This window comes from Mycobacterium liflandii, from assembly GCF_022354805.1.
GTDB lineage: Bacteria > Actinomycetota > Actinomycetes > Mycobacteriales > Mycobacteriaceae > Mycobacterium > Mycobacterium marinum.
Genome location: NZ_CP023138.1, coordinates 5,337,505 through 5,350,506, shown reverse-complemented (window position 1 = coordinate 5,350,506; position 13,002 = coordinate 5,337,505). Strand labels below are relative to the sequence as shown.

11 protein-coding genes are annotated in these 13,002 nt (G+C 66.7%); 7 read left to right on the top strand and 4 right to left on the bottom strand.

The annotated features are described in order from the left end of the window. Positions 1-147, top strand: a complete 147-nt coding sequence (locus CKW46_RS23690; RefSeq protein WP_003875447.1) for a hypothetical protein — start codon at positions 1-3, stop codon at positions 145-147. 31 nt (positions 148-178) lie between these two features. On the opposite strand, the gene CKW46_RS23685 is transcribed toward CKW46_RS23690, so the two are convergent. Together CKW46_RS23685 and CKW46_RS23680 are read right to left on the bottom strand one after the other, a co-directional pair. Further along, on the bottom strand, positions 179-1,474 hold the full coding sequence (locus CKW46_RS23685) for an Rv1157c family protein (protein ID WP_482053468.1): 1,296 nt from the start codon (positions 1,472-1,474) through the stop codon (positions 179-181). Continuing rightward, a complete protein-coding gene (locus tag CKW46_RS23680; protein WP_015356842.1) occupies positions 1,434-2,060 on the bottom strand; it encodes a hypothetical protein in 627 nt (208 codons plus the stop codon). Before CKW46_RS23680 ends, CKW46_RS23685 begins: the two co-directional genes overlap by 41 nt. 141 nt (positions 2,061-2,201) lie before the next feature. On the opposite strand from CKW46_RS23680, the gene CKW46_RS23675 reads away from it, so the two are divergent. Beyond that, a complete protein-coding gene (locus CKW46_RS23675; protein ID WP_015356841.1) occupies positions 2,202-3,470 on the top strand; it encodes a mannosyltransferase in 1,269 nt (422 codons plus the stop codon). 25 nt (positions 3,471-3,495) lie between these two features. On the opposite strand, the gene CKW46_RS23670 is transcribed toward CKW46_RS23675, so the two are convergent. Further along, positions 3,496-3,780, bottom strand: coding sequence for a 4a-hydroxytetrahydrobiopterin dehydratase (locus CKW46_RS23670; RefSeq protein WP_020786298.1), 285 nt, complete (start codon positions 3,778-3,780; stop codon positions 3,496-3,498). Positions 3,781-4,033: 253 nt separating this feature from the next. Between CKW46_RS23670 and CKW46_RS23665 the strand changes: the two genes are divergently transcribed. From CKW46_RS23665 to CKW46_RS23645, 5 genes are all read left to right on the top strand, one after another. Then, positions 4,034-4,456, top strand: a complete 423-nt coding sequence (locus CKW46_RS23665) for a (deoxy)nucleoside triphosphate pyrophosphohydrolase (RefSeq protein WP_482053467.1) — start codon at positions 4,034-4,036, stop codon at positions 4,454-4,456. A 251-nt stretch (positions 4,457-4,707) separates the two neighbouring features. Continuing rightward, positions 4,708-6,594: a translational GTPase TypA gene (gene typA, locus CKW46_RS23660; protein WP_482052480.1), complete on the top strand. Its 1,887-nt coding sequence runs from the start codon at positions 4,708-4,710 to the stop codon at positions 6,592-6,594. A gap of 97 nt (positions 6,595-6,691) precedes the next feature. Beyond that, positions 6,692-8,596: an ABC transporter family substrate-binding protein gene (locus CKW46_RS23655; protein WP_482052479.1), complete on the top strand. Its 1,905-nt coding sequence runs from the start codon at positions 6,692-6,694 to the stop codon at positions 8,594-8,596. A 210-nt stretch (positions 8,597-8,806) separates the two neighbouring features. Next, positions 8,807-11,008, top strand: a complete 2,202-nt coding sequence (locus CKW46_RS23650) for a PE family protein (protein ID WP_482052478.1) — start codon at positions 8,807-8,809, stop codon at positions 11,006-11,008. Positions 11,009-11,195: 187 nt separating this feature from the next. Further along, complete coding sequence (locus CKW46_RS23645) at positions 11,196-12,326, top strand: PE family protein (RefSeq protein WP_041299528.1); 1,131 nt, start codon at positions 11,196-11,198, stop codon at positions 12,324-12,326. 28 nt (positions 12,327-12,354) lie between these two features. Here CKW46_RS23645 and CKW46_RS23640 read toward each other — a convergent pair whose 3' ends face one another. Further along, positions 12,355-12,969 carry a TetR/AcrR family transcriptional regulator gene (locus CKW46_RS23640; RefSeq protein WP_499018375.1) on the bottom strand — a complete coding sequence of 205 codons (615 nt, stop codon included), beginning with the start codon at positions 12,967-12,969 and terminating at the stop codon, positions 12,355-12,357. Positions 12,970-13,002: the final 33 nt, after the last annotated feature.

The window sequence follows — 13,002 nt, the reverse complement described above, 5'->3', positions numbered from 1 at the left end:
GTGAAGACACACATAACGTGTCCGTGCGGCGAAGCCATCGTCGGAAAGGACGAGGACGAGTTGGTCGAGCTCACGCAGGCCCACCTCGCCAGCGTTCACCCGGGTCTCGAATACGACCGAGACGCGATCCTGTTCATGGCGTACTGAGGCTCGCGTCTCGGCCGACTCAACGGTGGTGCTAGGGCACCACCGTTGAGCCGATGGTGGGCATGAACTGGCATTGCCGTTCTTTGGTGGTGACCTGCCCGAAGATCGTCGACATGATGCTGCCCGAACCGGTGTCGGCAATCCCGGTCAACGTTGTGGGCCCCTCCGGATTGATGTCGGAGCGCGGCTTGAGCGTCACGCTTCCGGATTTGCCGGAGCTCAGGTTCACCCAGGTGACGTTCAACGGCAGCCGCTGCACCTCGGCGGGGCCGGGGGTGCCGACCGCGGTGAACACATAGGCGGTCTGGCCGGGCCCGGGGCCGGGCGTCGGGATGGTGGCCGGGCCCGCAACCGAGAGGGCGGTGGCGATGATGTTGCTACCGTCCGCCAGGCAGTTCGTGCCGATCGAGGGGTACATGAAGTCCTGCGTGGGCGGGGCGTCAGGGCCAAAGCCCGGTGCCGCGGCCGGTGCCGGCGCGGGTGCCGGTGCGGGTGCGGCCGCTTCGGGTGCGGGAGCGGCGGCGGGGGCAGGAGCCGGAACGGGCGCAGGTGCGGCCACGGGTGCGGCCGGCGGTGCGGCGGGGGCAGGTGCCGGCGCTGGTGCGGCCGCGGCCGGTGCTGGTGCGGGTGCCGCGGGTGCTGGTCCCGGTGCCGCCGCGGGTGCTGGCGCGGTGCCAGGCGCCGACGCGGGAGCTGCGGCCGCGGGTGCCGGCGCGGACGCGGGCGGTGCGCCGGCCGGCGCCGCTACCGGTGCTGGACCCGCTGCATGCGCGGGATCGATACCCGCGGGCAGATGTGCGAGTGTCCCAGGCTCGGCGCCCGGGGCCGGCACATGCGGCACCGGGGCACTGGCCGGCGGGGCGACCTCAACCGGGGCGGCGGCCGGAGCCGGCACGCCTAGCGGAGGTGATCCGGGGGCCGGGTTCACCGGCTCCTGGACGAACTGGTTGACCGACGACGCGACGTTGCGGGATTCGGTCGGGGCCGCCGGGTTGTGCGCAAATGCCTGCGCAGCTGCCATCAGCAACTGCGTCGCCTGCTCGGGATTGCCGGCCGCTTGCTGGATTATCGGACTCAGTTGAGCCAACGCCGGCAGACCCGGTAGCTGTGGGTTGGGGTTGGGGTTGGGCTGCGGCGCCGCCGGGTCGGCTGCCGCGGGCGGGCAAAGCCCGAACGCGGCAGCCGAGGTGACGACGACGGCGGCCAAACCTTTGGACAGACTCCAAGTGCTTGCCACGTAATTTCTCCCGGTCCTAGATGATGGTTTTAGCCGTCGGACGAGACGCTCAGGGCAGGGCCGCGAGCAACGTCTGGGGCTGGTTTGCAGGTGCGGCCGGCGCAGCGCCGGGGGCCGGGAGTCCCGGAATGGCGCCCCCGGTCAGCCCCGGCAGAGCGGCCTGAGCCAGACCGGGAATTGCCGACGCCAACCCCGGAAGTGCGGCCGCTGGTGCCGCCGGAGCGGCGGGTGCCGGTGCGGTGAGCCCCGGGATCGGGGCGTTCACCCCGGGGATGGACGGCGTTACCGCCGTCGCGGGGGACGGCGCAACCGGCGCGGCCGGCGCGGTAATCCCCGGAATCGGGGTGTTCACGCCGGGAATCGCCGGGGTGACCGCCGGGGCGGTCGCCGGGGCGGCCGGGGCCAGCCCGGGCAGCACCGAGCCGAGGCCGGGTGCTGCGGGCACCGGCTGCGGAGCCTGCGGGGCGCCGAGCAACGGCGTGGTGCCCAGGGCCGTCGCCAGGTTCTGCAGGATTTGGGGCGCATTAGCGGCCGAGCTGATCAGCTGCTGCGGGATGTTGGGAGCAGGAGCCGGCGCCGGCGCCGGGTCTGCATGGGCGATTCCGCCCGTCAGTAGTGCAGCGGACGAACCGACCAAGACGGCGGCGGCGCGTACGTACGTCCAGATGGTTGGCATGACTCTCCCTGGTTATTAGTGACAGGTCCCGGGTGATGGTTGGTAGTGACAGGTCCCGGTTGCCGAAGCTATCGCGGTACGGATGTGACTCAAGTGACACGTGTGGCATTTATTTGATCGTTATGGATACGAGCGATAGCGGTGACCGGTCACCTGGGCAATTGGGTCGGCACTAGAGTCGGTCGCATCGACACGACCTCGGCCGCCCCGGCGGCAAGCACCACTCGGCACAAGGCGGTATCGCCGAAGGTCTGGGGGCGCCGTGGCGCGCCGTTGCTGCTGGTGTTCAGCGTCGCCGCGCGACTCGCCTGGACCTACCTGACGTCCAACGGAGCGAACTTTGTCGACCTGCATGTCTATGTCGGCGGAGCGGCGGCCCTTGGCCATCCCGGCAGCCTGTACAGCTACGTTTACGCAGATCAGACGCCTGACTTTCCGCTGCCCTTCACGTATCCGCCGTTTGCGGCGGTCGTCTTCTACCCGCTGCATCTGCTGCCTTTCGGGCTGGTCGCATTCCTGTGGCAGCTCGCTACCATCACCGCGTTGTACGGCGCGGTCCGGATCAGCCAGCGTCTGATCGGCGTGCCGGCCGAGCGCGGTCACCGCGCCGCGATGGTGTGGACGGCGGTCGCCATCTGGATTGAGCCGCTGCGCAGCACCTTCGACTACGGGCAGATCAACGTCCTGCTGATGCTTGCGGCGCTGTGGGCGGTTTACACCACGCGATGGTGGTTATCGGGCCTGTTGGTTGGCGTAGCGGCGGGCATCAAACTGACGCCGGCGATCACCGCCGTCTATCTGGCCGGCGTCCGGCGCTGGCGTGCCGCGGTGTGTTCGGCGATCGTGTTCCTTGTGTCCGTCGGTGTGTCGTTGCTGATCGTGGGTGGTCAGGCTCGCTACTACTTCACCGATTTGCTGGGAGACGCGCACCGGGTCGGGCCCATTGCGACGTCGTTCAACCAGTCCTGGCGCGGCGCAATCTCGCGAATCCTCGGCCATGACGCGGGCTTTGGCCCGCTGGTGTTGGCCGCCATCGCTGTCACGGCGGTGCTGGCGGTCCTGGCCTGGCGAGCGCTCGAGCCCGCCGATCACCTGGGCAAGCTACTGGTAGTCGAACTTTTTGGTTTGCTGCTCTCGCCGATCTCGTGGACCCACCATTGGGTGTGGTTGGTGCCGTTGATGATCTGGCTTCTCAGCGGCCCGCTGCGCGATCGGCTCGGCGCGCGGATCCTGGGTTGGGGTTGGTTGGCGCTCACCGTCATCGGCGTGCCGTGGTTGCTGAGTTTCGCCCAGCCGACCATCTGGCAGATCGGCCGACCCTGGTACCTGGCGTGGGCCGGACTGGTCTATGTGGTGGCAACGCTGGCGACCCTCGGCTGGATTGCGACGACGCGTCAGCGGGCGCGCTAGTCCCGGTCGCGTGGCGAGGTGCTGGTCAGTCGCCGACGATGCCGTTGATGTCGCGGGCCATGTCGATGTCGTTTTGCGTGATGCCGCCCGCCGAGTGCGTAACGAGTGCGAAAGTAACTGTCCGCCAACGGATATCGATGTCCGGGTGATGGTCCTTGCTTTCCGCGTGCTCGGCCACCCGGCGCACGGCATCGATCGCATCGAGAAAAGTTGCAAACTTGATGGATCGGCGCAGCGCTCCATCGGCCCGTTGCCAGCCGTTGAGGCCGGGCAGTTCGGCGTCTACTTGCTCATCCGTTAACACAGCCATGTGGCCAACGGTACGCCGTGGGTTCATGGGTGCTGCCTAGCCCATCCGGGTTCTGCGGCATCGGGATCGGTGTGTCAGTTCGTCGTTGCGCGCCATCATGTTTGGCTTGCCCAAGCCGGCTTGGCGCGCAGTCAAGGCTGCGGTGGCGCAGGGCTGGGCCGTGTTGGGGCAACACGGCTTCGGTCGGATCGCAGTCCGCCGGATCTGGGAAGTGGCGCTGCCGGGTCGACTCGGCGAGATACCGTCACTGGCGATGCCGAATCAGCCGAATCAGATCGTCGTTGCCGGAGCCATCATCTGCGGCGCCACCGTATTGGTGGCGCAGCGGGTCCGGCCGCCGGAGCTGGCCGGTCGATGGGAGCTTCCCGGCGGAAAGGTTGCTGGCGGCGAGACCGAGCCTGCCGCGCTGGCTCGCGAGCTGGTCGAAGAACTCGGACTCAGCGTCGACGATGTCGCGGTCGGCGAGCGGTTGGGGGCCGACGTTGTGCTGGATGAAAAGACCGTATTGCGGGCATACCGGGTGCGTTTGCTGCGCGGGCACCCATGCGCGCGCGACCACCGTGCGTTGCGCTGGGTGACGGCCGATCAACTAGACGATGTCGACTGGGTACCGGCCGATCGGTGCTGGCTTGCCGACCTGGACCGGGCGCTGCGGCCAGCCCCGCCGACGGGTTAATCGGCCGCCTGCCACGCCCTGATCGGGATGGTGTTGCTCACGCTGTGACCCGTAGCCGGTCGGTGCCCGATGTGGCCGCGCGAAGTGGTTCGGTGTCGCTACCGCGCGGGTGGTAGGCCCTTTTTGGCCGATTCCCGGGGCTCACCGGGGGCGACACGCCGAGCGCGACAGCCCGAACCGGGGGCTCGATCAACGGGTCGACTCACCGGCCCAGTTCGCCTTCCGCTGCCTGCGCTGCCACAATCACCGACGTGCTATTCCGCAATGTCGCCATCGTCGCTCACGTCGACCACGGCAAAACCACCCTGGTTGACGCGATGTTGCGGCAATCCGGTGCCCTTACCGAACGCGGTGAAGTCCAGGAACGTGTCATGGACAGCGGTGACCTGGAAAGGGAAAAGGGCATCACCATCCTGGCCAAGAACACCGCCGTGCACCGACACCATCCGGATGGAACGGTGACGGTGATCAACGTCATCGACACCCCGGGCCACGCCGACTTCGGCGGCGAGGTCGAGCGCGGGTTGTCCATGGTGGACGGGGTGCTGCTGTTGGTCGACGCGTCCGAGGGCCCGCTGCCACAGACCCGGTTCGTGCTGCGCAAGGCGCTGAGCGTGCATCTGCCGGTGATCCTGGTGGTCAACAAGACCGACCGGCCTGATGCCCGCATCAAAGAGGTGGTCGAGGCCAGCCACGACCTGCTGCTCGATGTCGCGTCCGATCTCGATGACGAGGCGGCCGCGGCGGCTGAGCATGCGCTGGGGCTGCCGACGCTGTACGCATCGGGGCGCGCGGGCATCGCGAGCACCATCGAGCCGGCCGATGGTCAGGCGCCCGACGGCACCAACCTGGATCCGTTGTTCGACGTCCTGTTCGAGCACGTTCCGCCGCCGCAAGGCGACTCCGAGGCTCCGCTGCAGGCCCTGGTCACCAACCTGGACGCGTCGGCCTTCCTCGGCCGGCTCGCCCTGGTCCGCATCTACAACGGCAAGCTGCGCAAGGGCCAGCAGGTGGCTTGGCTACGCGAGGTGGACGGGGTGCCCGTGGTCACGAGCGCCAAGATCACCGAATTGCTGGCCACCGAGGGTGTCGAGCGCAGCACCACCGACGAGGCGGTTGCCGGGGACATCGTCGCTGTGGCGGGGTTGCCGGAGATCATGATCGGCGACACGCTGGCCGACCCGGACTATGCGCATGCCCTGCCGCGCATCACCGTCGACGAACCGGCCATCTCGGTGACGGTCGGCACCAATACCTCGCCGCTGGCCGGGAAGGTTTCCGGGCACAAGCTGACGGCCCGCATGGTCCGAGGCCGCCTGGACACCGAACTGATCGGCAACGTCTCGATCCGGGTCGTCGACATCGGGCGCCCGGATGCCTGGGAAGTGCAGGGGCGCGGTGAACTTGCATTGGCCGTGCTGGTTGAGACGATGCGCCGGGAGGGCTTCGAACTTACGGTAGGCAAGCCGCAGGTGGTCACCAAGACGATCGACGGCCAGCTGCACGAGCCCTTCGAGGCGATGACCATCGACTGTCCGGACGAATTCGTCGGAGCCATCACCCAGCTGATGGCCGGGCGCAAGGGCCGCATGGAAGAGATGACGAATCATGCCGCCGGTTGGGTCCGGATGGACTTCATCGTGCCCAGCCGCGGGTTGATCGGCTTTCGCACCGATTTCCTCACCCTGACGCGGGGGACCGGCATCGCCAACGCCGTGTTCGACGGTTACCGGCCGTGGGCGGGGGAGATCCGGGCCCGGCACACCGGGTCGCTGGTGTCGGATCGTTCCGGGGTCATCACCCCCTTCGCGCTGCTCCAGCTTGCCGATCGAGGTCAGTTCTTCGTGGAGCCCGGCGAGGACACCTACGAGGGCATGGTCGTCGGCATCAACCCGCGGGCCGAGGACCTCGACATCAACGTCACCCGCGAGAAGAAGCTGACCAACATGCGGTCATCGACCGCGGACGTGATAGAGACGCTGGCCAAGCCGCTCGAGCTCGACCTGGAGCGGGCCATAGAGTTCTGCGCGCCCGACGAATGCGTCGAGGTGACACCGGAGGCCATCCGGGTTCGCAAGGTCGAGCTGGACGCCACCTCGCGGGCTCGCAGCCGGTCCCGGGCCAAGGCCCGAGGTTAGCTTGGGGGCGCCCCGCGAACGTGAGCGTGACGCCAGTGCGAAATCCGGTTCGGTTTTTCGCAGCCGCATCACGCGCGAGGACCGCCTCGATACCCTGGTGGGTGTGTTCAGCCCAGTACGCCGCGTTTGCCTGACGGTCGGTGTGCTGATCACAGCGCTAGGTGTGGCGCTGTCTGGTTGTACGGTGAGTCCGCCTCCGGCGCCGCAGAGCACCGACACGACCCACAACACCCCACCGCCGCCGCATCCGACCCAGATCATCATGGGCATCGACTCGATCGGCGCGGGGTTCAACCCGCACCTGCTGTCCGATCTGTCGCCGGTGAACGCGGCGATCAGCGCGTTGGTGCTGCCCAGTGCGTTCCGGCCGGTGCCGGATCCGAACTCGCCGACCGGCTCGCGCTGGGATATGGATCCCACCTTGCTGGTGTCCGCGGAGGTGACCGGCCAATCGCCCTTCACGGTCACCTACAAGATCCGTCCGGAAGCGCAATGGACTGACAACGCGCCGATCGCTGCCGACGACTTCTGGTACTTGTGGCGGCAGATGGTCAGCCAGCCTGGTGTCGTTGATCCGGCCGGCTACGACCTGATCACCGCCGTCCAATCACTGGAGGGGGGCAAGCAGGCCGTCGTCACCTTCGCGCAGCCCTACCCGGCCTGGCGAGAGCTGTTTGACAACCTGCTGCCAGCGCACATCGTCAAGGACGTTCCGGGCGGTTTCGCCGCGGGGCTGGCGCGCACCTTGCCCGTCACGGGCGGGCAGTTCCGGGTGGAAAACATCGACCCGCAGCGCGACGAGATCTTGATCGCCCGCAACGACCGCTATTGGGGACCTCCGGCCAAACCTTCCCTGATCCTGTTTCGCCGTGCCGGGGCGCCTGCGGCGCTGGCCGACTCGGTGCGCAACGGCGACACGCAGGTGGCCCAAGTTCACGGTGGGTCGGCCGCGTTCGCCCAGTTGTCGGCCATTCCCGACGTGCGGACCGCCCGGATCGTGACCCCGCGGGTCATGCAGCTCACGCTCCGGGCAAATCAGCCCAAGCTGGCCGAAGCGCAGGTGCGCAAGGCGATTTTGGGTTTGCTCGATGTTGACCTGCTCGCCGCTGTGGGGGCTGGCAGCGACAACACCGTCACCTTGGACCAGGCCCAGGTCCGTTCACCGAGTGACCCGGGCTATGTACCGACCGCACCGCCGGCGCTGAGTACCTCCGCAGCATTGGCGCTTCTTGAAGGAGCCGGTTACCAGATCGAGAGCAACACCTCGGTTTCGCCGGCGCCGCCGGGGCCGGGGTCCACCACCACGCCGGTCAGCACGGGGCCGCCGGAAGTCATCCGCGGCGGCATCAGCAAGGACGGCAGACAGCTGACGCTGGTCATCGGGGTGGCGGCCAACGACCCGACGTCCGTGGCTGTCGCCAACACGGCGGCCGACCAGTTGCGCAACGTGGGGATCGCGGCCTCCGTACTGGCGTTGGACCCGGTCACGCTCTACGGCGACGCCCTAAACGACAACCGGGTCGACGCGATCGTGGGCTGGCACCAGGCCGGCGGAAACCTCGCGACATTGCTGGCGTCGCGCTATGGCTGCCCGGCGTTGCAGACCACGGAGGTCTGGGAGCCGACGATACCGGCGAACACACCCGCAGCAACCACGGGTTCGATGCCGTCTGCGGTGCCCAGCGCCGTCACACCGGTGCCGCCCGCGCCCAGCGAGCCACCCGGCCCGAACGCACTGTTTCGGGCGCCGTCGAACCTCACCGGCATTTGCGACCCCAGCATCCAGTCGAACATCGATGCCGCACTCAACGGCACCAAGAACATCAACGACGTGATCACCGCGGTCGAGCCGCGGCTGTGGAACATGTGGACCGTGTTGCCGATCCTGCAGGACACCACCATCGTTGCGGTCGGCCCTAGCGTTCGGAATGTCAGCTTGTCTGGCTCGGTGCCGGTCGGCATCGTCGGTGACGCCGGCCAGTGGGTGAAGACCGGCCCCTAGCTTCCGCCGTTGCTCCCGTAAAGCTATGGGAAATGGCCATTTTCGCTTTCTTTCTGCGCTCTATTGGGCCAATCATCAACGGATTGTGCAGAAACCGCGCAGTCGCCGCCCACATCGCGATACGCTCCGCTCAGGGCTGCCCTGATCGGGCCGGGGATGGCCAGCAATCAAGCTAGCGAAGCCATTGAAGCCGTGGTGGGGAGGCCCGAAATGTCTTTTGTATTTGCGGAACCGCAGTATTTGAGTTCGGCAGCAACCGATTTGGCAAGTATTGGCTCGACGATAGACACGGCGGGCAGCGCCGCAGCGTTGGCGACCGCCGGTGTGATCCCGGCAGGTCTCGATGAGGTGTCGGCGGGCATCGCGGCCTTGTTCGGTGCACACGGCCAGGCATATCAGGAGCTCAGCGCCCGGGCGGCGCTGTTTCACGATGAGTTTGTCCGAGTGCTCAGTGCCGGCGCGGACGCTTATGCGAGCAGCGAAGTCGCCAATGCGCAAGCGGTGCTGGCGGCCGGGCCGGGCGGGCTCTTTGAACAGGTTGGCCGGGTGCAGGCTGGCTTCACCGCCAACCTGGTCAGCGGCGAGCTCGCGTTCAACCAGGCGCTGGTCGCCAACGAGGCGGCCGTGATTGATGCGGTTGGCGGCGCCAACAGCTTGGTCGGAGGGGTGATCTACGGCGGCTTCAACGCCACCAACTTGGTGGTGGGTACCGGCCAACAATTCGTGAACACCCTTGTGGGGGAGCAGATTCCGGCGAGTCTGAGCACCAGCTTGCTGCTCGGTGGACAGGTGCCCGGTGCTCAGATCGGTGCCGGCCTCTCTGGAGTGGTGCAGACCGGCCAGTCGCTGGCCGGCAGTTTCAACGCTGCGCTCTCGGGCATGGGAACTCAGCTGAGCGCCGCTTTGAGCGGGAGCCTCAGTGCTGGGCTCCCGGACCTGTCGAGCCGGGGGGCCCAGCTCGGCGCTGGGCTGTCGGGCGACTTGAGCGCAGGACTGCCCAGTGTTTCCGGGCTGGTGCAGACGGGGCAGGTGCTGGCCGGCAGCTTCAACGACGCCGTCGGCGGGCTGGGTTCTCGGGTGGCCGGTGTCCTGTCGGGCGCCGTCGGCGGGGAGCTTCCAGACTTGTCCGGGCTGGTGCAAGCCGGGGCGGTGCTGATGGGCGGTGTTGGCACTGCCCTTTCGGGTTTGGGCGCTCAATTGAGCGCGGCCTTGTCCGGGAGTTTGGGTACGGCAGTGCCCGGCCTCTCTGCGCTGATCCAAACCGGTGAATCACTGGCCGGCGGCTTCAACGCTGCGCTTGGCACGTTGGGCACCCAGGTGAGTGGGATGTTGTCGGGCGGCCTGGGTGGTGGGTTACCGGGGCTTGCCGCGCTGATCCAGACCGGTGAGTCGCTGGCGGGTGGTTTCGGCACCGGACTCACCGGGTTCATGGGCGGTGTTGACGTGCTGGGCAACTTGGGTGGTGAGCTGTCCGCTGTGGGCGCTCAGTTCAATGCCGCCGTCGCGGCGGGATTGACCGGTGACTTCTCCGGGTTCCCGGTACTGGTGGACACCGTGTCAGGCCTGCCCGGTGCGGTGCTCGCGCAACTGGGTCAAGCCCAAAACGGGGTATTGGCCGGTTTTGTCGACGGCCAGCTCGCGTTCAACCAGTCCTTGGTTGCCAATGAGGTTGCGCTGCAACAGGCCTTGTTCGGCACCGATGCGGCGCTCAACGGCGCGGTCAACCACGGGTTCAACGCGGTGAACCTACTGGTGGGTACGGGAGAGCAAGCCGTCAATGCCGTGCTGGGTGCCCCGACGCCGGCCAGCTTTACCGGCAGCCTGCTCGTCGGCGGCTCGCTCGAGGGCGACATACCGACCGGTGGTCTGCCTGGTGTGGCGCACCAGTTGCTGTTGCTCAACGCGGCTTTGGGAGGCCCAGCACTGGTCGATGCGTCGTGGTTGAGCCAGTTCGGCCAAGCCCAAGCGGCTTTCAATGCTGATGTGCTCAGCGGTCAACTGGCCTTCAACGAATCACTGGTCACCAATGAGATGGCTTTGCAGCAGGCGATTTTCGGCACCGACAGTGCCCTCAATGGCGCGGTGAACCACGCCTTCAACATGGTCAACTTCACTCTGGGTGCGGGACAGCAGAGCGTCGACGCGCTCTTGGGTGTCCCGGTGCCCGCGGACTTCACCGGCAGCCTGCTGGCCAGTGGTTCGGCCGATGCCTTCGGTGGCGTGACGACCGGTGGCTTGCTCGGTGCGGTGGAGCAGAAATTCCTGATGGATGGGGCCTTCCTGAGCGTCTTCGGTGTTCCGATCCAGGTGACACTCGACGGCCGCCTGCCGGAGCTGATCGGTCAGCTGACCGGCTCCGCCTCGGGTGGTGTTGAGGTAGGGACCGAGGTCGGTGGTGAAATTCCTGAGTAGCTATCGCTAGGGGCGCTATCGTGGCGGCACCAACGTTGATGTGCGTCAGATGTGAATATTTCTGGATCAATTGGTGAAAACCCGGCATGTCTGCACCGGAGCGGGGCTATGCTCTGTGCATTCGCACTAGCCGCACGACCGGGCTGTGCGCTCAGTGGTCGTGCGCTTGAACCGGTGGTGATGCACGATGTCGCTCTTGACAACCGCTCCGCAAGTACTGACCTCGGCTGCAACAGATTTGGCGGGTATTGGTTCGACGATCAATGCGGCCGGCACAGCGGCGGCGGTGGCGACGACGAGAGTGTTACCGGCGGCCGCCGACGAAGTGTCGACGGCAATCGCCGCGTTGTTCGATGCGCATGGCCAGGCCTATCAACGGCTCAGCGCGCAGCTTTCGGAGTTTCACGATCAGTTCGTGCGAACCTTGAACGCGGGTGCGCAAGCCTATGCCGGCGCGGAATCGGCCAATGCCTCGCCACTGCGGGCAGTGGCTGCAGCCGCGGCGTCCTCGAGCCCCTTGGAGCAACTCGAGCAGCTGCAGATCAGCTTCAACACGTCCCTGGTCAACAACGAGCTCGCGTTCAACCATGCGCTGGTCACCAACGAGGTCGCGCTCGAGAAACTAATCTTTGGTACCGACAGTGCTCTCAATGGGGCACTCAACCGGGGCTTCAACGCGGGCAATCTGTTGTTGGGAACCGGCGAGCAAACCATCAACACCCTCCTGGGTGCTCCGGTGCCAACGAACTTCACCTCCAGTCTGCTGCTGGGCAGTTCGGCTCAGGTGTTCAACGACGGCCAGATCGGCGGCCTGCTCGGCGCCTTCGACCAGAGCCTGATGGTTCCCACCGACTTGGTTGGCATCTTCGCGGGCAGTGGGTCGCTGCTGCCGTCGGCGTCAAGTGTGTTCCCGGCCGCTGCACAGGCGCTGTCAGCAAGTCCGGTAGGTGATTTCATGGAGCAGCTGGACGCGGCTCAGATTGGCTTCAACACCGCAATGGTGAATAATCAGCTCAGCTTCAACCACGCCCTGGTCGCCAACGAAGTGGCGTGGGAGCAGAGTGTCTTCGGTACTGATAGTGCCCTCAATGGTGCGCTCAACCGCGGCTTCAATGTCGCCAACCTGCTCATTGGAACGGGCGAGCAGGCCGCAAACACCCTCGTTGGTGCGCAGGTGCCGGCAAACTTCACCTCTAGCCTGCTGCTCGGCAGTTCCTCTCAGGTCTTCAATAGCGGCGAGATCGGCGGTCTGGTGGGCGCCTTCGATCAGAGCTTGGTGATGGGCGCCGACTTGGTCGGCTTGATCACTGGCGCATAGGTACAACCCCGCGGTTGTGTGCGTTCGTTCAGCTGTCCGACGGCGCGGTGCGCTTGGGGGGGATGACCGTGTCGACGATGAGTGCCAATTCCCGCCGATTCGGCGGCGTCCCGGTGAGGATGAAGTGCTGGTTCATCAACGCGGGCCCGATGCGTGCGGTAAACGGGGTAACGGTGTCGGGATCCAGGTCACCTTCGCGGATGGCGGCCCGCAGAACCGAATCGATGATCTTGAGTCGCGGATGGACCACGGAGTTGGCGAAGATGGCACGCAGTTCGGGCTCGTGTATCAGCTGGCCGATGGCCACCAGGCCCGGGAACTCGGTCTTGCCGGCGAGGACATCGCGGTGTGCGGTGAAGACGGTCAGCAGGTTCTCTCGAGCTGACCGGCCGGGGCGCGGTTCCGGGGGTGGCGGCACCGCATATTGCAGCGCGGCCTGGACCAGGTCATGTTTGCTCGCCCAACGCCGATACAGCGCGGCCTTGCCGGTCTGGGCGCGCGCCGCGATCCCTTCCATGGTCAGCCTGCCGTAGCCGACTGCGATGAGCTCGGCCAGGGTGGCCGAATACAAGGCCCGTTCGAGTACCTCGCCGCGTCGCCGGCTCCGGTAGGGGGTTAACGTGGGTTCGGACAGCTGCGCCATCATTCAATAGTAGCCGTTAGCGTCTCTTATTTC

What these genes read in the sequence shown, in the direction of transcription:
- CKW46_RS23665 (WP_482053467.1), top strand. Translation starts at nt 4,034, where the DNA reads ATGCCGAATCAGCCGAATCAGATCGTCGTTGCCGGAGCCATCATCTGC.
- CKW46_RS23645 (WP_041299528.1), top strand. Translation starts at nt 11,196, where the DNA reads ATGTCGCTCTTGACAACCGCTCCGCAAGTACTGACCTCGGCTGCAACA.
- CKW46_RS23640 (WP_499018375.1), bottom strand. Translation starts at nt 12,969, where the DNA reads ATGGCGCAGCTGTCCGAACCCACGTTAACCCCCTACCGGAGCCGGCGA.
- CKW46_RS23670 (WP_020786298.1), bottom strand. Translation starts at nt 3,780, where the DNA reads ATGGCTGTGTTAACGGATGAGCAAGTAGACGCCGAACTGCCCGGCCTC.
- CKW46_RS23680 (WP_015356842.1), bottom strand. Translation starts at nt 2,060, where the DNA reads ATGCCAACCATCTGGACGTACGTACGCGCCGCCGCCGTCTTGGTCGGT.
- CKW46_RS23650 (WP_482052478.1), top strand. Translation starts at nt 8,807, where the DNA reads ATGTCTTTTGTATTTGCGGAACCGCAGTATTTGAGTTCGGCAGCAACC.